The 21,110-nt window shown below is 68.9% G+C and carries 21 protein-coding genes and 1 pseudogene; 11 read left to right on the forward strand and 11 right to left on the reverse strand.

What is annotated here, in order from left to right; genetic code table 11:
- Positions 1 to 779: lycopene cyclase family protein (locus tag NE2_RS18940; protein ID WP_063027985.1), on the reverse strand; the 779-nt coding region annotated here is incomplete at its 3' end.
- A gap of 145 nt (positions 780 to 924) precedes the next feature.
- On the opposite strand from NE2_RS18940, the gene NE2_RS18945 reads away from it, so the two are divergent.
- Positions 925 to 1,785, forward strand: coding sequence for a hypothetical protein (locus NE2_RS18945; RefSeq protein WP_146165170.1), 861 nt, complete (start codon positions 925 to 927; stop codon positions 1,783 to 1,785).
- Positions 1,786 to 1,806: 21 nt separating this feature from the next.
- Here the strand turns inward: NE2_RS18945 and NE2_RS18950 are convergent, their stop codons facing one another.
- The 3 genes from NE2_RS18950 to NE2_RS18960 all read right to left on the reverse strand — a co-directional run bounded on the left by NE2_RS18950 (position 1,807) and on the right by NE2_RS18960 (position 5,123).
- Entirely contained in the window at positions 1,807 to 2,571 is a 765-nt protein-coding gene (locus NE2_RS18950) for an SDR family oxidoreductase (protein WP_030514570.1), read from the reverse strand.
- 11 nt (positions 2,572 to 2,582) lie between these two features.
- Positions 2,583 to 4,013: a DUF1003 domain-containing protein gene (locus NE2_RS18955; RefSeq protein WP_063013937.1), complete on the reverse strand. Its 1,431-nt coding sequence runs from the start codon at positions 4,011 to 4,013 to the stop codon at positions 2,583 to 2,585.
- Positions 4,014 to 4,241: 228 nt separating this feature from the next.
- Positions 4,242 to 5,123, reverse strand: coding sequence for an alpha/beta fold hydrolase (locus NE2_RS18960; RefSeq protein WP_063027989.1), 882 nt, complete (start codon positions 5,121 to 5,123; stop codon positions 4,242 to 4,244).
- A 219-nt stretch (positions 5,124 to 5,342) separates the two neighbouring features.
- On the opposite strand from NE2_RS18960, the pseudogene NE2_RS37690 reads away from it, so the two are divergent.
- The 8 genes and pseudogenes from NE2_RS37690 to NE2_RS19005 all read left to right on the forward strand — a co-directional run.
- Positions 5,343 to 5,885, forward strand: a pseudogene (locus NE2_RS37690) (AfsR/SARP family transcriptional regulator); the annotation flags it as partial.
- 514 nt (positions 5,886 to 6,399) lie between these two features.
- On the forward strand, positions 6,400 to 7,119 hold the full coding sequence (locus NE2_RS37190) for a hypothetical protein (protein WP_233429825.1): 720 nt from the start codon (positions 6,400 to 6,402) through the stop codon (positions 7,117 to 7,119).
- 30 nt (positions 7,120 to 7,149) lie between these two features.
- Positions 7,150 to 7,377, forward strand: a complete 228-nt coding sequence (locus tag NE2_RS18980; protein WP_063027997.1) for a hypothetical protein — start codon at positions 7,150 to 7,152, stop codon at positions 7,375 to 7,377.
- Positions 7,378 to 7,395: 18 nt separating this feature from the next.
- Positions 7,396 to 7,716 (forward strand): hypothetical protein, encoded by a 321-nt coding sequence (locus tag NE2_RS18985; protein ID WP_063027999.1) that lies wholly within the window; start codon positions 7,396 to 7,398, stop codon positions 7,714 to 7,716.
- A 20-nt stretch (positions 7,717 to 7,736) separates the two neighbouring features.
- Positions 7,737 to 8,639, forward strand: coding sequence for an SDR family NAD(P)-dependent oxidoreductase (locus tag NE2_RS18990; protein WP_063028144.1), 903 nt, complete (start codon positions 7,737 to 7,739; stop codon positions 8,637 to 8,639).
- A gap of 1 nt (position 8,640) precedes the next feature.
- Complete coding sequence (locus NE2_RS18995) at positions 8,641 to 9,561, forward strand: ferritin family protein (RefSeq protein WP_063028001.1); 921 nt, start codon at positions 8,641 to 8,643, stop codon at positions 9,559 to 9,561.
- A complete protein-coding gene (locus NE2_RS19000; RefSeq protein ID WP_063028003.1) occupies positions 9,561 to 11,081 on the forward strand; it encodes a flavin-containing monooxygenase in 1,521 nt (506 codons plus the stop codon). Before NE2_RS18995 ends, NE2_RS19000 begins: the two co-directional genes overlap by 1 nt.
- 99 nt (positions 11,082 to 11,180) lie before the next feature.
- Positions 11,181 to 11,939: a MerR family transcriptional regulator gene (locus NE2_RS19005; RefSeq protein WP_063028005.1), complete on the forward strand. Its 759-nt coding sequence runs from the start codon at positions 11,181 to 11,183 to the stop codon at positions 11,937 to 11,939.
- A 17-nt stretch (positions 11,940 to 11,956) separates the two neighbouring features.
- On the opposite strand, the gene NE2_RS19010 is transcribed toward NE2_RS19005, so the two are convergent.
- Entirely contained in the window at positions 11,957 to 12,676 is a 720-nt protein-coding gene (locus NE2_RS19010) for a TetR/AcrR family transcriptional regulator C-terminal domain-containing protein (RefSeq protein ID WP_063028007.1), read from the reverse strand.
- A 200-nt stretch (positions 12,677 to 12,876) separates the two neighbouring features.
- Between NE2_RS19010 and NE2_RS19015 the strand changes: the two genes are divergently transcribed.
- Positions 12,877 to 13,530, forward strand: a complete 654-nt coding sequence (locus NE2_RS19015) for a TetR/AcrR family transcriptional regulator (RefSeq protein ID WP_063028009.1) — start codon at positions 12,877 to 12,879, stop codon at positions 13,528 to 13,530.
- On the opposite strand, the gene NE2_RS19020 is transcribed toward NE2_RS19015, so the two are convergent.
- The gene (locus NE2_RS19020) at positions 13,523 to 15,121 is read right to left on the reverse strand and encodes a GMC oxidoreductase (RefSeq protein WP_063028011.1); all 1,599 of its coding nucleotides are present in this window, start codon (positions 15,119 to 15,121) and stop codon (positions 13,523 to 13,525) included. The genes NE2_RS19015 and NE2_RS19020 overlap by 8 nt on opposite strands.
- Positions 15,122 to 15,410: 289 nt before the next feature.
- On the opposite strand from NE2_RS19020, the gene NE2_RS19025 reads away from it, so the two are divergent.
- Positions 15,411 to 15,980: a TetR family transcriptional regulator gene (locus tag NE2_RS19025; protein WP_030514558.1), complete on the forward strand. Its 570-nt coding sequence runs from the start codon at positions 15,411 to 15,413 to the stop codon at positions 15,978 to 15,980.
- 11 nt (positions 15,981 to 15,991) lie between these two features.
- On the opposite strand, the gene NE2_RS19030 is transcribed toward NE2_RS19025, so the two are convergent.
- The 5 genes from NE2_RS19030 to NE2_RS19050 all read right to left on the reverse strand — a co-directional run bounded on the left by NE2_RS19030 (position 15,992) and on the right by NE2_RS19050 (position 21,082).
- Positions 15,992 to 17,263: a cytochrome P450 gene (locus NE2_RS19030; protein ID WP_063028014.1), complete on the reverse strand. Its 1,272-nt coding sequence runs from the start codon at positions 17,261 to 17,263 to the stop codon at positions 15,992 to 15,994.
- Between the two features lie 15 nt (positions 17,264 to 17,278).
- The gene (locus tag NE2_RS19035; RefSeq protein WP_063028016.1) at positions 17,279 to 17,719 is read right to left on the reverse strand and encodes a hypothetical protein; all 441 of its coding nucleotides are present in this window, start codon (positions 17,717 to 17,719) and stop codon (positions 17,279 to 17,281) included.
- Between the two features lie 19 nt (positions 17,720 to 17,738).
- Complete coding sequence (locus NE2_RS19040) at positions 17,739 to 18,242, reverse strand: SDR family NAD(P)-dependent oxidoreductase (RefSeq protein WP_063028018.1); 504 nt, start codon at positions 18,240 to 18,242, stop codon at positions 17,739 to 17,741.
- A gap of 52 nt (positions 18,243 to 18,294) precedes the next feature.
- The gene (locus NE2_RS19045; protein WP_063028020.1) at positions 18,295 to 19,947 is read right to left on the reverse strand and encodes an MFS transporter; all 1,653 of its coding nucleotides are present in this window, start codon (positions 19,945 to 19,947) and stop codon (positions 18,295 to 18,297) included.
- A 121-nt stretch (positions 19,948 to 20,068) separates the two neighbouring features.
- Positions 20,069 to 21,082, reverse strand: a complete 1,014-nt coding sequence (locus tag NE2_RS19050) for a TIGR03617 family F420-dependent LLM class oxidoreductase (RefSeq protein ID WP_063028021.1) — start codon at positions 21,080 to 21,082, stop codon at positions 20,069 to 20,071.
- Between the last annotated feature and the right edge of the window lie 28 nt (positions 21,083 to 21,110).

Consider the following 21,110-nt stretch of genomic DNA (forward strand, 5'->3'; position numbering starts at 1 on the left):
AGTGCGGCGCCGACGCTGTATCCGGTCGCCGGATGCAGCAGTCCACCCGCCGCCCCGAAGACGCCGTCGCGAGCCCGGCCGCCCTCGACTGGGAAGCGCACCCGTTCGATCGGTGCGTCCGCGCCGAATTCGATTCCCCGGCAGCGCAATCGGTGTTCCAGGCGGCGCCGCAGCTCGTCCTGGCCGATCGCCGGCCGTCCGGCCAGGCAGGTCTCCTCGAACAGCACCCGGCCGCCGCCCAGTGGGATTGTGTACAGGAACGACGCCGGTTCATCGGCCTCGGTGCCGTTGTCCCGGGACCAGTCCATGAAGACGGCCGGTTCGCGATCACGGTGCAGCACAACGCCGTAGGCGGTCTGCTCGGCTCGTCGCACGTCGCGGGCCAGTCCGCGGGCGTCGACCACGCGGTGCGCGGTCAGTGTCCGGCCCGAGGCCAGCCGCACGCGGTCGGGCCGCTCGATGTCCAGGATCCGGTCGGCGATCACCCGCACGCCGGACAGGTCCAGCGCGTCCTGCAGCGCCGCGGTGTCGAAAACCTGATAGGTACGGGCGATCTCGACCTCGCGGATACCCCGGGCGAGCGGCCGCTCGATCGTCGCGGCCACGACCCGGGCCGGCAGCCAGTCCGGCAATTCGTCGGCCCACGTGCCGTAGGTCGCGGGCCACCGGCGCCACGGATGCGGATCGATCGCGGTCACGGCGAGTCCGCGGACGGCCGCGCGATGCGCCAGCGCCCGCCCGGACGGGCCGAGCCCGCAGACGATGAGATCGGCACTCATGCCGCCATTGCAGCAGATCGGACGGACGCGGTGTGACCGGCCGTCGCATCACGGGGGGTATGTCGGGTCCGGTAGGGTCGACCCACGATGCCCGGGGGGACCACAACCGCGGAGGGCGCTGCCCCGGGACGCGGAAGGTGGCAAGATGACGTATCCCCCCGGATCCGGGCCGTACGGTTACGGCCCGCAACAGCCCCACGACGCGGGGTGGGGGCGCGACCCGAACCGGCCCGGCTCGGGTTGGGACGCGGCACCGGGCGGGTGGGAGACGCCGGCGTGGGATCAGCAGATGCCCGCGCCGAACTGGGGGCAGCCCGCGCCCGGCGGCTATCCGACTCCGCCGCCGCCGAAGAACAACAGCGGGCTCGTCGTCGGCATCGTCTTCGGCGTGATCGCGCTGCTGGTGATCGCCGTCGGCATCGTGGTGGTCGCGACTCGCGACTCCGGCGGCGACGACCGGGCCGGCGGAACCAGCACGCCCTCGCTCGTGCCCGCCACCACCGACGCCCGGACCACCACCGCGGCCCCGACCACCAGCGCGAGTCCCGGCACGTCCGGGCACCTGAGCTATCAGGAATACGGGCACGACTGGAACTTCAAGGCCGGCGATGTGGAACTACACGCCGACTGGATCGAGGGCCGCGACCATCCCAGCTGCGCCGATATCGAGGTCGGAGGCAAACTCACGTCGCTGGGCTGCCGGTACGCGGCGGAGATGGTGTACAAGGCCGAGGGCGGTTCGCTGATGTTGACCCAATTCATCATGGGGATGTCGAGCAGCGACACCGCCGCGGCCGCACCCGGCGCGTATACCGACGACGACCTGAAACTGCGGCCCGGTACCTACATCTCGAACTTCACGACCGGCAAGTGGAAGGACGACGCCGAGAAGCAGTTCCTCGTCGTCACCTTCGCCACCGCGACCAGTTCGGTGGACGAGGGCACCGTGAAGAAGTACCTGAAGTACCGGCACGACGACATCCTCGGCGCCCTCGCCTTCCGCTGACGGGGTGTGCGGTCGCCCGGTTCAGATACCGCCGGTTGCGAGCAGGCCGCCGTCGACCCGCACCACTTCGCCGGTGATCCACGCGGCCTGATCGGAGACCAGGAATCCGACCAGCGCGGCCACATCCTCGGGCGTGCCCAGGCGTCGCAGCGGATAGGTCGCGGCCACCGCCTCCTCGTTGTCGGTGACCAGCGCGTCGGCGAATTTCGTCTTGACCACGCCCGGCGCGACGGCGTTCACCCGGATCGACGGACCCAGCTGCCAGGCCAGTTCCTCGGTGAGCCGGATGAGGGCCGCCTTGGACGCGCCGTAGGCGGCGATCACACCCGTCGAGCGGATGCCGGCCACACTCGCGAGGTTCACCACCGCGCCGCCGTGCTCGCCCATCCACGCCCGGTAGGCCTGCTGCACATAGCCCAGCGCCGCGACCACATTGACGTCGAAGATCTTGCGCACCGCCCCGAGATCGGCCTCCATCAACGACCCGTAGACGGGGTTGATGCCGGTGTTGTTGATCAGGATGTCCAGGGATCCGAATTCGGCGACGGCGGTGTCCACCTGCTCGGCCCGCGCCGCCTCGTCACCCGAATTGCCCGCCAGCGCAACGACTTTTCCCGGATGACCGAGCGCGCGCAGCCGGTCGGCCGCCTCGGCCAGCGGTTCCGGTTTGCGGGCGGTGATCAGCACGTTCGCCCCACGTCGCAGCAGCTCCGCCGCCACCGCGTACCCGATACCGCGGCTCGCACCGCTGACCAGCGCACCCTTACCCAACAGATCCTCGCTCATGGATCGCGACCTTACGTCAGGTGAGCGCGGGCGGCGTCGCGGACCCGGGGCGGGGTGCTGCGCAGCACCTGGAAGCCGGCACCGGAGACCATGACCGGGATGCGCCGGGCCGCCTGCAGGTAGCGGATCCGCGCAGAGCGGGGCAGCTCCGGCCACGGCAGCGGTTCGGCGTCGTCGGGGTCGGGGTGGGCGGCTCCGCCGAGCAGGGCGCGCCGATCCGCGATCCGGCGTTCGTAGTCGAGCCGCGCGAGCAGCCCGATCTCGTCGTCGTCGAAGGTGACCGCGAAGGCCGGATCGAAGGCGGGCACCATGAAGCAGCCGATCGCGGCGAGATCTTCGCCGATACCGCGGGCCTGCAGCCGATAGGTGCGGCGGTCCTGGTCGCTGAGTTCGTTCCAGTGGCGCAGGGCGGCGGCGTCGGCCGGCGCCTCACCGGTGGTCATGACGGTGTGAGCGCGGGCCTGGTGGTCGACCCGTTCGCTGGTTTCGTGCAGCGCGCGCCCGAGTTGTTCGCTGACCCGGTCGGTGACGTATCCGGTGAGGCTGTCGATGACGCGGTCCTGTGCGGTGAGCCGGGCCTTCATCCGCCGGCATTCGTGCAGAACCGCCTGCGCGTCGAGGAAGGTCTGCTCGGAACGGCGGTCACCGGTGCGCCCGAGCACGTCCTGGCCCACCATGATCACGATCATGAACACCAGTTGCGCGAGCGTGGACAGAAACGCCATGAAGGCGAACGGGTACGGGTCCACCCGCTGAATTCCCGCCTGCGCCAGCACAACCCACAGAATCTGCGAGCCGAGCGCGAGATAGAAGCCCCACACGCTGCCCAGTCGCTCGGTCAGCCACACCGCGATCCGGTCGTTGGTGCTGACCGCCTGGTCGGCGGCCTGCGGCGGCGGCTGCACCCGATGCCGTTCGATCCACGGATGCGGTGTCGACTCGAGCAGGCTCAGGCCCCGGCTGAGCGCGCGGTCGTGGTGGTCCAGATGCGCCTGCAGATCCGCGACCTGGGCGAAGATCGCCTCGGTGTTCTCGTAGGTCTGCACCGACCGGCGGTCGGCGGCGGCGCTGAGCACCCGCTGGCCCACCAGGATCACCAGGCACAGGATCAGCTGCGCGACATTGTCGACGAACAGCAGGAACGGGAACGGATACGGGTCTACCGGGCGCAGCGGCCCCCAGGTCGCCAGCGCCATCCAGGCGCTGAACCCGATGAGCACCAGATACAGCGCGGGCATCGATCCGATCCAGCGGGTGAGGACGGCCGCGACCGCGTCGTTGACGCCGATGCGTTCGTCGGCCATCGTCACCGCACCGGTGTGCGTCTCGAAATCCAGAGCGGTATCGACATCGGCGTCGGTGGGCGCAATCGCGGTCGCGCCGCTGTGCGCGTTAGGTTCGCCGCCGCTGCGTATCTCGTCGGCCCGGCTGTCGCTGCTCACCTCTACGGCCCCCTCGCCTGCGCTCGTCCGATACCGCGCACTGTACGTGCCCGCTATGGCACGTGCGCATCCGCTACGCGGGGGAGCAGGTCATGTGGCGGTGAAACCCGCAGTGGTGCAGGGGTTTCAGTTTTCGGCGCCGGCAGCTCGCCCGCGCCGAGGAAAGCCGGCGGTTCCCTCGTCGGCAACTGCCGGCCTCCCTCGGCCGCGATATGCCCGGCGTGTCGCTCAGCGCCGCAGGAGATCGGTGATCACATCGACCACCGCGTCCGGCGCCTCCTCGGCCATGAAATGTCCCAGCGCGAGGGTGCGGTGGTCGAGGTCGGTGGCCCATTCACGCCATACCGCGGCCGCGTCGTAACCGAGTTCGGCGCCCCAATCCTGCTGAATCACGGTGACCGGCATGGTGAGTCGGTGTCCGGCGGCGCGGTCGGCCCGGTCGTGGTCGAGATCGACGGTGGCCGAGGCACGGTAATCGGCGACGATCGAATCCACCGCGCCGGCACACGCGCGCAGGTACTCCCGGCGGACGTCGTCGGGAATCGCGTCGGGGCGCAGGCACCAGGCGTCGAGGAAATGGCCGAAGAAGTCGTCGGCGCTCGCGCGGATCATGCGCTCGGGCAGCCCGGGCGGCTGGGCCATCAGATAGAGGTGGAAGGCGACCGCGGCGGTACGGCCGTGCAGGACCTCCCACATATCCGATGTCGGCAGTACATCCAGCACCGCGAGATGGGAGATCCGATCGGGACGGTCGAGTCCGGCGCGAATCGCCACCAGGGCGCCGCGGTCGTGTCCGGCCAGCGCGAACCGATCGAATCCGAAGTGGTCGGCCAGCGCGATCACATCGGAGGCCATCGTGCGTTTGGCATAGGTGCCGGAATCGGCGGCGACCGGTTTGTCGCTGTCGCCGTAGCCGCGCAGGTCCGGGCACAGCACCGTGTGGTCGCGGGCCAGCGCCGGTGCGACGTGACGCCACATCAGATGCGTCTGCGGAAAGCCGTGCAACAGCACGATCGGAGTACCGGAGCCGGCGTGCGCCACGGACAACGCGACATCCTCGGCGACCGGAACGCGATCGTAGTAAAGACCGGGGACGGTGGGTGCGGACATGCGGTGACGATCCCTTCTCTAGGCTGGTTCGGTGCGATATCCATGCTCGGCGGCGGCAATGAGCAACCGATGAGTGCGCAGCTCACCGGCTCCGACGCGGCACCGACGGCCGGTGTCCTGGGCCCGGTGCGGGCCGTCGCCGCCGACGGGACGCCGCTGCCGCTGCACGGCCCCCGGCATGCCGAGGTGCTGGCCCGCCTGATCGCCGCCGGCGGACGGATGGTGCCGGTGCCGGCCTTGGTGGCAGACCTGTGGGAGGACCCGCCGCCGGGCGCGGTCGCCGCCGTGCGCACCTTCGTCGCCGCCCTGCGCCGTGCCCTGGAACCCGGCCGCGCGCCGCGCACCCCTTCCCGCGTGGTCGTCACCGAGGGCGCCGGATACCGCGTGGTGCTGCCTCGCGATCACGTCGACGCCTGGTATTTCGACGATCTGGTCCGCGCGGCGGCGAATCAGGCCGGGCCGCAGCGGATCGAGACGCTGGAGACGGCCCTCGCGCTCTGGCGCGGAGACGCCTACGGCGACTACCGGTGGGCGGCCGGAGACATCGCGAAGCTCGATGAATTACGTTCTGCGGCAGTGGAAATGCTCGCGGAGGCGCGGATCCGCCAGGGACGGCCGGAACAGGCCGTCGCCGAACTCGAAACCTATCTGCACGAGCATCCCGTGCGGGAGCGAGCCTGGCTGCTGCAGGCGCGAGGACTGTGGCAGGCCGGGCGGCGGGCCGACGCGCTGGCGGCGCTGCGGCGGGCCCGATCCCGGCTGGGCACGGAAGCCGGATTGGATCCCAGCGCCGAACTGATCGCCCTCGAACGCGAAATCCTCACCGGAGAAACGGAATTCGGTGAGCGCCGATTGTGGCGTGACACTGTCGCCGCCTACGGTGCCACCGGCCCGCGCAGCCGCATCACCTCCGCCGCCGATCTGCTGCGCGGCCTGGCCCTGACCGACGCGACCGGTCTGATGACCGCCCAGGATCGCCGGGCGCACGCCATCGACGACCTGTTCGCGAGTGACGATCCCGAACTCACGGCCACCGCGCTGACCCGCATGGAGGTACCGGGGGTCTGGTCGGTGCTCGATGATCCGGCCCGGTCGGCGCGCGTGGCCGAGGCCGCCCGCACCACCCTCGAACGCTTGGACGACGATGCCGCGCCCGCGCTGCGCGCCCGGCTGCTCGCGCTGTTCGCGATCGAAACCCGTCGGCCGCCGTGGCGCGTCCGGCGCCGACGCCGCGCGAGCGGCCGAACGCATCGCCCGCGACCTGGGGGATCCGGCCGTGCTCGTGCTCGCTCTCGACGCCCGATTCCTGCAGTCCTTCCACACGCCTGGCCGCTGGCCGATGCGGGCGCGGCTCGCCGAGGAGCTGATCACGGTGTCGCGCCGGCACGACCTGTCGACCTACCTGATCTTGGGTCACCTCGTCGCGATGCAGGCCGCGGCCGCGGTGGGCGAGGTGGGCGTCGCCGACGAGCATGCCGCCGCGGCGGACCGGCTCGCGGTGCGCTACGAGCGCGACCTCGTCGGGGTGTTCACCACCTGGTACCGCGCGCTGCGCACGGTCCTCACCGACCGGCCGGAACCGGAAGTGGCAGACGCCTACGAACGCGCGCTCGCCACCCTGCCGGGCTGCGGCATGCCCGGTGTCGCAGCGGGTCTCGCGCCGCTGACCGGCCTGTGCCTCGCGCTGCGGGCAGGCCGGGACCCGGCCGAATTCGCCGCGGCCGACTTCGGGCCGAACACTCCGTATGTCGCCGCGCTGCTCGAACCCGAGCGCGCCCACGAACTGCTGCGCGCGGCGCCGGCGCCGGCGCCGGACCACTTGGCCGAATTGCGTTGGGCGCTATTGGGAATCGCCGCCGACCGATGCTCGGACCGGAGTACCGCGCGTCAGGTGCATCGCGCCCTGTCCCCGGCGCGCGGCGAACTGCTCGGAGCGGGCACCGGCATGCTGAGCCTCGGTCCGGCCGGTGCACTGCTCGATCGTTCGGCACCGTAACGAAACATCCGGCGTGGCGATCCCTCGGATGTGAGTATCAACGGCCTCTCGGCCGCCCAGCAGCGCGCCGCGTTGCGACGCCTGGTGGTGGCCTTCGGTGAACTGAACACCATCGTCGAACTCGCCGCGAACGAAGCCTCTCCGGACCTACGCGAACACGCCGAACTCGCGCGGGACATGCTCGGCGCCCTGGTCACGGAGGTGGCCCAGCCGGGGCGCGACCAGCCATGCTATCTGCCATTGACAAATGGCACATAGGTAGCTGATGCTCGGTATATGGAGACGAGAAGGTCAACGGAGACCTCACCGTCGGCCACCGCACCGGTCCCGTCGTCACCGTCGCTGCGTTCGCGGCTGGCGCTGACCGCGGGACGGTACGGGGTACGGCCGATCAACTGCCTGCTGCCGGCGAATCCGCTCGGCATCGCCGCGGCCCGTGGGCTGGTCGCGTCGATCATGGCGATCTGCGGGCCGGTGCTGCCGCTGGCCGTACCGGAGGCCGCGGCGGCGTTGCACCGCGCGGCCGCCTTCATCACCGGGGTACTCGCGCGATCCCGTGCGGCACAACCGGTATCGAGTGCCCGAGAGGCGGGATAGTGATGTGGATCGTGGATGCGATGGCGGGGGCGAATGCGGCGCTGCGGTCGGTGATCGGCGGCGACCGCAGTACCTATGACGCGAAGGCCGTCGTCACCGGAGCCGGCAGCGGGATCGGGCGTGCCTTCGCCCTCGAGCTGGCCCGGCGCGGGGGAGAGGTGATCTGTGCCGACATCGACCTCGGCCGCGCCGAGGAGACGGTCGCGCTCATCGACCGGATCCATGGCCGCCGCGCGTACGCGTATCGCTGTGACGTCGCCCAGCGCGCGGAGATGGAATCGCTGGCGCAGCACAGCGAAGCGATCTTCCACGGCCCGCCGACCCTGGTGATCAACAACGCCGGTGTCGGCATCGGCGGAAAGCCGGTGGGCGACATCGGATTCGAGGACTGGCAGTGGGCGCTGGGCATCAACCTGTGGGGTGTGGTGCACGGATGCGAACTGTTCGTGCCGCGGCTCCGCCGGGCCGGGCGCGGCGGCATCATCAATGTGGCCTCGGCGGCCGGATTCGCCGCCGCACCCGCGATGGCCCCGTACAACGTCTCCAAGGCGGGCGTGGTGTCGCTGTCGGAAACCCTCGCCGCCGAACTGTCGGGCACCGGCGTCACCGTGACGGTACTGTGCCCGACCTTCGTGCGCACCAACGTCGCCCGCGACGGGCGCATCACCGCCGGATCGGCCCGCCTGGCCACCGAACTGATGCGCTGGACCGGCTTCTCGCCCGGCCACGTCGCGCGCATCACCCTCGACGCCCACGAGCGCGGCCGCCTGCATGTGCTGCCGCAGCTGGACGCGGTGGTCGTCTGGCATCTCAAACGACAATTCCCGGCCACCTACACCCGGGCCCTCGGCGTGCTGAACCGATATCTGCCGCAAGCGGATTCGGCTCCGGCATCGGCCGACAGCGAGAAGACAGGAGTCTGACATGTCCTTCGACTTCGACGATATGCTGGCCAAGATCAAGTCCCGGCAGTGGGCGCTGGCCGATATCGAGTGGGACGCACCGGGCGCGGAACTGATCGATCCCGAACTGCACGCGAAACTGACGCCGTTCATGGCGGATCTGATGTGGATCGAGAACGTCGGCGCGCGCGGCTTCGCGGCGATGGCGAAGAAGGCCCCGACGCAGACACTGCGCGAGATCTACCGGTACTTCCACGCCGAGGAACAGCGCCACGCCAATGCCGAACTGGCCCTGATGCGCCGCTGGGGCATGCTCGACGGCGACGAGATCCCCGAACCGAATATCAACGTCAAGCTGGTTATCGACTTCCTCGACAAATACGCCGACGGCATGTCGCTGTCGTTTCTGGGCACGGTGATTCCGATGCTGGAGGTGGCACTCGACGGCGCGCTGATCAAATTCGTCACCGACGAGATCGCCGATCCGATCGCCCAGGAGGTGTTCCGCAAGATCAACTCCGACGAATCCCGGCATCTGGCCACCGATTACGCGGTGATGGAACTGCTCGGGCACTCCACCGCCCGCAAACTCGCGATCGATCTGGTCGGAGGCTGGGTGAAGCCGTCGCTGATGATCGGCGTGCTCAGCTATGTGCCGCTGCTGAACAAGATGCGCGACAACATCGTCGCGATGGGCGTCGACGAGGACAAGCTGTATGCCGCGATGCGCCGGTTCAAGGCGGTCGGGGAGCGTACCCCCGTGGTGAACCGGGTGCCGATGTACCGGATCGTCAAGATGCACAGCGACTGGGTGATCAACCGCGACCACCCCTACCACCTGCTGGCCGACACGCTGGTGAAGGTGACCGCCCGCATCCCCGACCGGGTGCTGCCCGCGCAGCCGACCTGGTCGAAGGAACTGACCTACGAGCCGGTCGCGTGATGAGCGGGAACACCGTGCTGGACGTCGCGATCGTCGGAGCCGGATTCGCCGGGATCGGGGCGGCGATCCGGCTACGGCAGCGCGGAATCACGAATATCGCGATCTTCGAACGGGACCGGCGGGTCGGCGGCACCTGGCGCGACAACACCTATCCGGGGGCGGCCTGCGATATTCCGTCGCGGCTGTACTCCTACAGTTTCGCGCCGAATCCGGAGTGGTCGCAGACCTATTCCGGCAGTGCGGAAATCCTCGGCTACATCGATGCGATGGTCGAGAAGTTCGCACTCGGCGCATCGATTCGCTTCGGGCACAACGTATCCGGATTGGCCTACGACGAGGCGGCGGGAGAATGGGAGATCGCCTTCGACGCCGGCCGGCCACCGGTGCGGGCCCGTTCGGTGGTGCTCGCGTCCGGGCCGCTGGCCAATGCGAGCCTGCCGGACATCCCGGGTCGCGACAGCTACGAGGGGCATATGATCCACTCCGCCCGCTGGGATCACGACTACGACTTCACCGGTAAGAAGGTGGCCGTGGTCGGCACCGGCGCCAGCGCGGTGCAGATCGTCCCGGAACTGGTCGAGCGGTCCGGGTCGGTGAAGGTCTTCCAGCGCACGCCCGGCTGGGTTCTGCCGCGGATCAACCGGCACACCACCGGCCTGACCCGGCAGCTGTACCGGCACCTGCCGCTCACCCAGCAGCTCGCCCGGCAGGCCTGGTTCTGGGGGCATGAATCGGTGGCGCTGGGCGTGGTGTGGAATACCCCACTGACCAGGATCGTGGAATCGGTGGCACTGGCCCATCTGCACAGTCAGGTCCGCGATCCGTGGTTGCGGCGGCAACTGACTCCCGATTTCCGGGCCGGATGCAAGCGGCTGCTGATGAGCAGCGACTACTACCCGGCGCTGCAGCGCGACAACTGCACCCTGGTCACCTGGCCGATCGCGGGGATGTCGCCGGCGGGCATCCGCACCGCCGAGGGGATCGAGCACCGGTTCGACTGCATCGTGTTCGCCACCGGTTTCGAGGTGTCGAAGGCGGGCGCGCCGATCCCGATCACCGGCCGCGGCGGGCGGGTCCTGGACGACGAATGGCGCAGGGGCGCATACGCGTACAAGAGTGTGACCGTCGCGGGCTACCCGAACCTGTTCTTCACCTTCGGGCCCAATTCCGGCCCCGGGCACAATTCGGCGCTGGTGTACATGGAGGCGCAGATCGACTATCTCGCCGCGGCGATCGGCATGCTGCTCGAGCGGAATCTGCATTCGCTCGAGGTGCGCCGCGACCGGCAGGACCGCTACAACCACCGGCTGCAGCGCCGGCTGCGGGCGACCACCTGGAATTCCGGGTGCCGCAGCTGGTATCTGACCGAGGACGGCTTCAACGCGACCATGTTCCCGGGCTTCGGCAGCCAGTTCACCGGTCAGCTCGCCACCCTCGATCCGCACGACTATGTGCTGATCCCCGGGCGGGGCGGCGCCCGCGCGCCTGTCGCCGATCGGGCGGTGACCTCGTTGGGCTAATGTCGACACGATGCGTCGCGCCCGAGCTGCTCACACGGGCCGGAGGCGGGTGCGACGCGGGTCGGCGTCCGGCACGAGGAAAGGGTGGGCGAGAACGGGATGGCGGAGTACCGCATCGATGAACTCGCCCGCGCCGCAGGCACAACCAGCCGCAATGTGCGCGCCTACCAGGAACGCGGCCTGCTGCCGCCGCCGGTGCGCAGGATCGGGCGCGCGCTGATCTACGACGATTCCCATCTGGAGCGGTTGAAGATCATCGACGTGCTGTTGCAGCGTGGGTTCACCACCGCCCATATCGCCGATTTCATCACCGGCTGGGAAACGGGTAAGGACCTCACCGAGATCCTGGGGCTGCAGCACGCGGTCACCGCCGCGTGGGGGCAGCAGGACGAGACGCTGCAGGTACCGCGCGAATTGATCGACACCTTCCTGGGCGAGGAGGCGGCCGATCCGGAGATCCTGGAACGTCTCGCCGAACTCGGGCTGGCCCGGATCGGCACGGAGACAATCGAATTCACCGATCCGCAGCTGCTGGAGAATTTCGCCGAACTGCACGGCTACGGGTTCCGGCTGGGCCGGCTGGCCGATCTGCAGGCAGCCGTCAGCGGCCGCCTCGACGAGATCGCCCACGACATGATGTCGGTCGCCAAGCAACAGATCGTCGATGCCCACGGCCCCGGCTGGCTGCCCGACACCGACGACGAAATCGCCGAAACCGCGAAGATGCTCAACCATTTACGCGGTCTCGCCGTCACAGCGGTGAACAACACCCTGGCACGGTCGCTGGATCGTGTGCTGCGCGAGGAGCTGGGCGACTATCTCGCCGAGGCCGTGGACCGGCGCGCCAAGGAACACTGACCCGCGCCGGCGTGAAGTCACCGGCCGGAACCACCCGTCGGCGCCACCGCAGCGGCGCCGTGCCGAACCTCCAGCCGCCGTTCCAGGCCCTCGATGATCAGCGCGAGAACGAATTCGAACTGCTCACCGGGGCGGCCGTCGCTCTCGCGCGCGGTCGCGACCGCGCGCAGGAGCGGGAATCCGGACTCGTTTCCCAGCGTGCGCCGCACCGCGGCCGCTTGCGGATCGGCCGGCCCGCCGGTGGCGTCGAGCGCCTCGCGTGCGGCCGAATAGGCCATCGCGGCAACAAGTTTCAGCGTGCGACCGGCTTCGTTCACCTCGAGTCCGGCGCCGACCAACGCGGCCATGATCCGTTCGACCAGTTGCAGTGCCGACAGCCCCGCCTTCCCGTCGAACCGAACGTAGGCGATGAGCGCCCCCACCTGCACCAGAGCATCGACCACCGCGTAGCCGAACGATCGCAGCAGCTCACGCCAGTCCGCTCGCTCGGGCAGGTCGACCCGGCGGAAGCCGGTGTCGAACGCGTCGAACGCGACCAGTTCCAGCAGGCCCTGGCGGTCGCTGACGTGATAGTTGAGCGATTTGCGATGCACGCCCAGCGCGTCGGCCACCGCCTGCATGGTCAGATTCTCCGGCTCCAGGTCGCGCGCGGCGGCGAGGATGAGATGACGGTTCAGCCGGGGCGGGCGTCCGCGAGCACGGGCGGGGGCGGCCACCGCATCATCGGTCTCCGCCATGGGGTCTCGCTGTTCCTCGGGAAGCGACGGTCGGCACGACGCGTCGCACAACGCTGGGCGATCGCGCCGCGATATCGAGGGTAGCCGCTTTTTCCCGGCCGGAGAAAATAATTTGGGAACTTTCCCAGGTCTCGGCGGGACCGTCCGCCGGGTTAGGATCGGCGATCGGTCCTCGGGCGAAGACCGGGTAGGAGTGTGTGATGGCGTCGAAGGCCGCCGGGCAGCGTCGCCGGCCCACTCAGGAGCGCGCCAAGGCGACCCGGGAGCAGATCCTCGACACCGCCGCCCGGCTTTTCGGTGAGCGTGGGATCGCCAACACCTCGACCAACCGGATCGCCGCCGAGGCGGGGATGAGTATCGGCACGGTGTACCGCTACTTCTCCGATCGCACCGTCATCGTCGAGGAGCTGCTCGCGCGTCTGCTCGAGAACATCGAAAAGCGCGCCACCGACAGCATTTTCGACCGCTCGGACGCCAGCATGCACGAGCTGACCGCTCGCCTGCTGAACTCGATCGCCGAGGAACTGGTGGCCAATGCGCTCCTGGTCCGGGCACTCGTCGCCGGGGTGCAGTTCTACAGCAGCGGCATCCCGGAGTTCGAGCCGCGGCTGCGGCTGCTGATCAAGGTGCTGCTGATCCAGGTACTCGGCCCCGGCGACGATCACGAATACGACGTGATGACCTTCGTCATCATCAACACCGGCTTCTCCGCGGTGCTGCGGGCCTCGGCCATCGAATTCGACGAGCGGCAACGCCGCGAGGCCATCGATATGACGGCGCACATGATCGGCGACTGGATCGAAGCCGAGGCCGCGCGGCGCAGCGGCGAGGCGCGCGTGCCGCGCCTCAGATGACGGTGCCGATATCGGTGGCGACGATCCGGTCGAGGGCGCGTTCGGCGACCGCGGCGATGGTCATCGACGGATTGCAGGCCGCGGTACTGCCGGGAATCAGGGCGCCGTCGAGGACGTAGAGACCGCGCGTGCCGTGGACCCGGCCCTCCAGATCGCACACCGTGCCCATCGGCGCGCCGCCCAGCGGATGCCAGGTGCTCGGGGCCGCGGCATTGGTGTCGAGCACCGTACTGCCGGGTCCCGCGATGGCGTGGACGCGAGCGGCGATGCGCTGCTGCAGTGCGGCGTCGGCATCGGCGGGCCAGTACAGTTTCGCGTCGTCGGTGGCCGCGTCGTAGGCGAGATGTCCACGGCCGTCGGTGATTCCGAATCCGACCAGCATGGTCGAATGCGCGTCGACACCGGCCGGCGGAATCGACGCTTGGATCACGGTGTTGGCGATGGCCGGGTCGTCCCACTCCTTGCTGCCGTAGACCACCGGCCCGCCCTGGGCGGTGCCGAAATCCTCGGTCGCGCTGGTCCAGGTGAAGATCCGGTCGCCGTTGTTGCCCCACTGGCCCCCGAGGCCGTCGGGCAGATCCGGGATCTGTCCCTTCGCTCCGGCCCGCAGCAGCAGCTTGGTGGTGTTGATACTGCCCGCGGCCATGATCAGCGCCTGCGCAGTGAGGACGAGTTGTTCCACGACCCGTCCGGCGGTATCGATCCGGTCGACGCTGATCTGCCAGCGGCCGTCGGGCGTCCTCGCCACGTCGGTGACCTCGTGCTGGGTCCGCACGGTGGCACGGCCCGTGGCCTCGGCGCGCGCCAGATAGGTGACATCGACGGAATGTTTGCCGCCGTTGTTCACCCCGAGCGCGCAGTCGCCGTTGATGTAGGACGGTTTCATCTCGCCGCGCACCTCGCGCAGCGCGAAGCTCCAATCGATCGGCATGGGGATCTTCGACAGCTCGTAGCCGGCCGCGCCGACGTTGCGCGCGAACGCCCGGGAGGGCAGATAGGTGGCGCTGTCGATCAGTTCGTCGGGCGCGACATCGGCGCCCAGCATCCGCGCCACCCGGGGATAGTGCTCACGTGCCATCGGCGCGTAGTCGAGTTCGGCGGGGAAGACCGCGGCGAAGGTCGCCTCGGTGGGCTGCAAAGTCATGCCCTGGTACACCAGGGAGCCGCCGCCGACGCCCGCTGCGCAGACCGCGGTCATGTTCTCCCCGACGACGGCCTCCAGCAGGCCGGTGTACGGCTCGACCGCCACCGGCACGCCCAGCACCTGCGGCGCGGACCGGTACCAGAGCATGCGCTTGTCCGGGCGCGACGGATGCGGGAAGGTGTCGGCATTGGGGCCGGTGCGCCAGCGCATCCCGCGTTCGAGGACCAGGACGTCGACGCCGGCCTCGGCCAGCCGCAGCGCGCTGACGCCGCCGCCGAATCCGGACCCGATGATGACGACGCGATGATCTTCCCTGGTCAGCGGGACGGACGTGCGCCGTCTCCCGGTGGTCATCCAGGGCTGGGCGCTCGCGGTGGCCGCCGTGGCCAGAGTCAGACCGGCGGTGGTGGCGCCGAGCAGAAAGGAGCGTCGCTTCATCGGGGGCATGCACTCTCCATCAAGACCTACAGGTACGTAATATCGGTCGCGAGGTTCGCTCCGGCCGCGAAAGCGGGGTGCGTGCCGGACCGGTGCGACCGAATCCAACCGGACAACTGTCTCCGGTTGCTAGCGCAGTCTGTACGACCCGGCCGGTCTCGTCAACTGCAACTTGTTTCAGTTGAGGTCGCGAGGCTCCGCGATCGCGAAATCCGTACGCGCCGAACGACACCGGGCTCGGGCGACGGCGTCGGTCCGCTATGCCGGGTCGCGGCACGCGTGCGGTAACGTCGGGCAGATGACCGCGTCACCCCGGGCCAATCGAGGGCCGAAGGCAGCTGCGGCGAACCGACGGGCGTTGGTTCGCGCGGCGCGGGAGGTGTTCGCCGAGAACGGTTTCGACGCTCCGATGAACTCGATCGCCCGCGCGGCGGGAGTGGGCCCGGGCGTGCTGTACCGGCATTTCCCGACCCGCGAATCGATGATCCTGGCGGTGTTCGACGACAACATCGTCGAGATCGAGGAGGTGGCCAATCGGCCGGGGACCACGGCGGTGGATCTGCTGGATTTCATCGTCGACCAGATCGCGGTCTCGGCCGGCTTCATCGCCACCATCGACCCCACCGGCTTCGACGATCCCCGGCTGTTCGAGGTGTCGCGCCGGCTCGTCGACCTGATCGGCGCCAAATTGGCCGATGCCGATTCGCGTGGTTCGCTGCGACCGGAACTCACCGCCGAGGACGTCGTGACGGCTCTGGCCATGCTGGCGGCCGTGCTGATCAAAACCGAACTTCCGGCGCGCCAGGCCACCGCACGACGCGCCTGGCGCCTGCTGATGCGCGGGCTCAGCCGCGAATCCGGCGACTGAGCTGCGGCTGGTCAGCGCAGGCTGAGCGGCAGGCGCTTGATGCCGTGCACGAAAGCGCTGTGCACGTAGTCCGGTTCGCCGACGTCGAAATCCGGCAGCCGGGTCAGGAGTTCCCGGAACAGATGCCGCAATTCCATCTTCGCGAGTTGCCTGCCCAGGCAGAAGTGCGGGCCGGGACCGCCGAACCCCACATGCGGATTGGGGGAGCGGGAGAGGTCGAATGCGTGCGGGTGGTCGAAAACGGCGGCATCGCGATTGGCGGAACAGTAGAACAACACCAGCTTCTCACCTGCCGCGACCGGTGTCCCGGCAACGTCGGTATCGACGGTCGCGTGGCGCGCGAAATGCATCACCGGTGTCGCCCAGCGCACGAATTCCTCGACCGCGCCGTCGATGCGCTCGTCGAAATCCGCCAGTAACCAGGCCCGCTGCGTGGGATGTGCGGCCAGCGCGGCGAGGGCATGCGAACTCGCCTGTTTGGTGGTGTCGTTCCCGGCAGAGCCGAGCAGCACCGTAAACGCGCCGATCTCCTCGTCGCTGAGGCGGTGCCCGTCGACCTCCGCGGCGACGATCCCGGACATCAGATCCTCCCGCGGCCGCTCGCGCCGGCGCCGCGCGAGATCGATGCCCGCCCCGGTGAGCACCGACAGCTGTCTCATCAGGTGCGGGGCGCGTTCGGCCAGGCTCGCGTATTCCTCGTCGGTCGTGCTGAACAGGCTTTCGACGGCGAAAGCCACCGGTTCCCGGTCTGCCGGGTCCAGTCCGATCATGTCGGAGATGGTGCGCATCGGCAGCTTCTTGGCGTAGGTCGCGGCGAAGTCGACGGTGCCGGCGGCCCGCAGGTCGGCGAGGAGTTCGTCGACCACGACGGCCGCGTTGGCGCGGATCTGAGATTCGATGCGGCGCACCTGTTTCGGGGTGAACGCCGAGCTGATCAGTTTGCGGTAGCGCGTGTGTTCGGGTGGATCCATCGTCAGGAAGAACGAGATGGCGCGTTGCATCTCGGCCGGCATCGGATCCATGCTGATGCCCATCCGGGAACAGAAGATCTCCGGATGGCGGCTGATGTGCTGGATATCGGCATGGCGGGTGACGGCCCAGTAGCCGCGCTCCTCGTGCGGGAAGATCGACTCGACGGGCGGATGCCAGCTCAGGCCCGGTTCCGACCGCAACGTCGCGAAGGTCCGGTCACGGGTGCGGAAGTTGTTGCGCCAAAACGTGGAATCGGAGATATCGAGCTCGTGGAAGCTGCGCCGGGACGCGCCCGGCCGATCGGCGGACATCGGGGACGCCGGTTGTCAGGCGGCCAGGTCGGACGATTCGAACGGTGCGAAGAAGGCGCCCATCCCGCCGACGGCCAGGACGTCGCCCAGCGCGATGAAATCGTAGCTGCCACCGGACTTTCCGGCGACCGCGCGCACCTCGGCCAGGATGTCGCCGGTGTCGTGGCGCAACAGCCGATGCCGGGCCCGGGCCAGATCGTGGGCCGGCACCTGCGCTTCGGCGTGGGCCAGCATCAGATGCAGGCACAGCTGCTGGGCCGGGGTCGCCGGACCGGGCGGGCGGCCCGAGGACAGATCGTCCTCCAACTGGTCGAAGGTCTGGGCCAGATAGAACAGGAAGACCGGGCGCGGGCTGTGCAGCAGGACGGCGCGCACCTCGTCGCCGAGCAGGTGCGCCGCGGTGCACAACGCCGCAGCGAGCCGCGGGGTCGGTACGGTGCTGTCGAAGTCGCTCATCTGTTCTCTCCCAACCACTTCAGTACTGCGTGCTGCCCCGGTCCACCGGGATCGCCGCCGCGGTGAGATACCGGGATTCGTCGGAGGCCGGCCAGCAGACGGTATCGGCGACGTCCTCGGTATTCCACGTGCCCGTCACACTGATGTCGATGACGTCGCGGAAGGACTGCGGGGTGATCGCATCCCACGGTTCCGGGACCGCGATCCCGGCGTTGGCCACCACCACGTCGAGCCGGCCGAATTCACTCACCCCCTCGTCGACGGCCTTGCGCATGCCGTCGAGGTCGCGGGTGTCGACCGCCGCGGCGCGGATCCGCCGGCCGGCCGCCTCCACGAGGCGGACCGTCTCGGCCAGATCCGCGCCGGTCGCGGAATCGTAAGGGACGCAGAGCGGTAGCGGTCCCGCGATGTCGACGGCGATGATGTCGGCGCCCTCGCGCGCCATCCGCACCGCGTGCGCGCGGCCATGCCCACGGGCGGCCCCGGTGATGAATGCGACCCGGTCGGTGAGTCTGCCGGTCACGTGCCCTCCTGTGGCCCGATGCGGAATGGCTGCGGCGAGAACGGGTGTCGATTCAGTGGGCGGTACCTCCGGTACTCGGCCGGTTGTAGTTGCGCAGCAACACCAGTGCCAGGACGAAGGCGACGGCGGACGCGGCGGCGAACACGTAGAAGATGTTCGTATAGGCGGCACCGTCCGGAAGCTGCGCCAGTGGACCGGTGTTCAGTTTACGTTCCTCGACGTGTCCGGGGGCGTTGATGTGCAGTATCAGCGGGTTCGCCGACATGACCGCCGCGACGGCGGCGGTGGCGGCCGCGGTGCCGAAACTGTTGAAGGCTCCGTACATTCCGGCGCTGATGCCCTGCTGTTCCTGCGGCACCGCTTCCACCACCATATTGGGCAGGGTGCCCAGATATGCTCCCGCACCGACACCGATGATCAGCGCGATCAGCGCCATCTGCCACACGCTGTCGTGGAAGCGGGCGAACAGCAGACATCCGATCACGAACGCGATGGTCGAGGCGAGATAGGGCTTGAGCAATCCGATCCGGGTCGACATCCAGCCGCACAGCGGGGCGACGAGCACGTACACCAGCGCCAGGCCCAGCATGGCCTGCACGGTGAACTGCAGCAGCGTCAGACCGAAACCGGGCAGGGTGCCCTCGACCGAGAAGTATTGCGTGACAGCCGATGTGGGGACCTTGATATGCATCTGTTCGGAGGCCTGCTTCGCGGCTTCGGCGGCCGCGCCGTCGACGATCTGCTTCTTGATCGCCTCACCCTCGGCTCCGCCGGGTGTCTCCGCGAGATAGCCCATCGCATACGACAGGCCCTGCATGACACCCACCGACAGGAACGCCGCGGCGAGGATGCCGGTGAACCGCGGGGCGCGCAACAACTTCGGATCCATGATCGGTTCCGGAGTGATCAGCTCCCAGACGTAGAACGCCAGCAGCAGAACCACGCCGCCGATGAGCCAGGCCAGCGCCGACAGTTCGCCCCAGCCCCAGGTGGCGCCGTTGCTGAGATAGATGAGCACACCGGCGATGCCGGCGCCGAGCAGTACCGCACCGAGCAGGTCGATCTTGACCTTGGCGCGCAGCTTGGTCTCGGGCACGAACAGTGCCAGCGGCAGGATCGTCACCACGGTCCAGATCACGCAGAACCAGAACAGTGAACGCCAGCTGTAGTGGTCGGTGAGGACGCCGCCGATCACCGGGCCCAGGATCGCGCCGACACCGGTGCCGCCGCCCGCGAGCGCGATCGCCATGTTCAGGTGGCGGCGCGGCGCGAGATCGCGGATCAGACCGTAGGACACGAAGATCGCCGGGAAGGCCAGCCCCTGCAGTCCGCGGCCGAGCAGCATCAGCACCCAGTTCGAGGTCAGGGCATCGATGAGGCAGCCGATGATCGACAGCAACAGGCAGAACAGGATGATCTTCTTCTTGCCGACCAGATCGGACAATTTGCCGAAGACCGGTACCGCTACGCCGCCGATCAGTGAGTACAGCGTGGTCAGCCAGGTGAGCTGGCCGGCGTTCTGCTCCGGGAAGGATTCACCGATGAAGCGGGCGCTGAGACTGATGAACGTGAAATGGAACGGGACGATCTCGGTGCTCGCGACGATCGCCACGATGATGAGGACGACACGGAGCGTGGAGGCGTTTTCCAGGCGTCCGGTGTCGTTGTCATCGGGGCTTTCGACGCTGGTGGTCGCGGTTGCCATGGGTAGTTCTTCTCCTTCACCGCCACCCGTGCGTCGGCTCGCTGCGGCCTGAGTGCGGTGAATCACATAATAGACATGTGAGAATTCAGTTTCCACTAAACGAGAAGGAGATTTCTGACCGTTATCGCGCGGACTGCAACCGGCCCACGAATTCGGCCACGTCGTCGGTCGCGGGGTCGTAACCCGGGAAGTAACAGCAGATGTCGCGGGCGTACTCGCCGAAGCGGGCGTGAGCCTGGGCCGCACAGTCGGCGGGAGAGCCGACCAGCGCGAGGGTGCGGACCATAGGCTCGGTGATCAGCGCCCGCATCTCGGCGTAGCGACCCTGTTTGGACAGGGCGTTGAGTTCGGGTTGCAGCTCACCCCAGCCCTCGGCGTCGAGGACCGGGCGGTAGGCCGGAGTGGACGCGTAGAAGGCGATGAGCCGCGCGACCGCGTCGACGGCGGCGGCCAGGTCGGGCGCGGTGCGGCCGAGCGCGACCATGGCCTGCGCGACCACCTCGAAGTCGTCGAGCGTGCGCCCGGATTCGGCCAGCCCGCGCCGCAGCGCCGGTACCGTGCGCCGGGTGAAATGAGTGGCACTGTTGAACGGCATGACCAGCAGCCCGTCGGCCACCTCGGCGGCGGTGCGGGTCATCACCGGTCCCAGCGCGCCCATCAGCACCGGCGGCGGGCCGAACGGATTGGGGCCGGGATCGAATGTCGGCGGCATCAGCGTGTGGGTGAAGAACTCGCCCCGGAAATCCAAGGGCGCGTGACCTTCCCACGCCGCGAGGATGGCCTTCACCGCCGCTACCGATTCACCCGTGCGCCGGGCCGGGCGTTCCCACCGGCTGCCGTAGCGCTTCTCGATGTGCACCCGGATCTGCGACCCCAAGCCCAGCCGGAACCGCCCTCCGCTGAGCGCCTGCAGATCGTAGGCGGTGTGCGCCAGGTGCAGCGGACTGCGCGGGCCGGCGATGGCGACATTGGTCATCAGCCGCAGATCGGTCTCCGTGGCGGCGAGAACCAGCGGCACGAAGACGTCGTGCGGGCCCTCGAAGGAGAAGATGCCGTCGGCGCCGAGCGCGGCGATCGCCCGGGCGCTCTCGCGGGCGCGCAGTGGCGAACCCTCCACCTGCAGATGCACTTTCACCGGTGATCCTTCCGTTCGGTGGCATCAC

This window comes from Nocardia elegans NBRC 108235, assembly GCF_001612845.1.
Classification (GTDB): Bacteria; Actinomycetota; Actinomycetes; order Mycobacteriales; family Mycobacteriaceae; genus Nocardia; species Nocardia nova.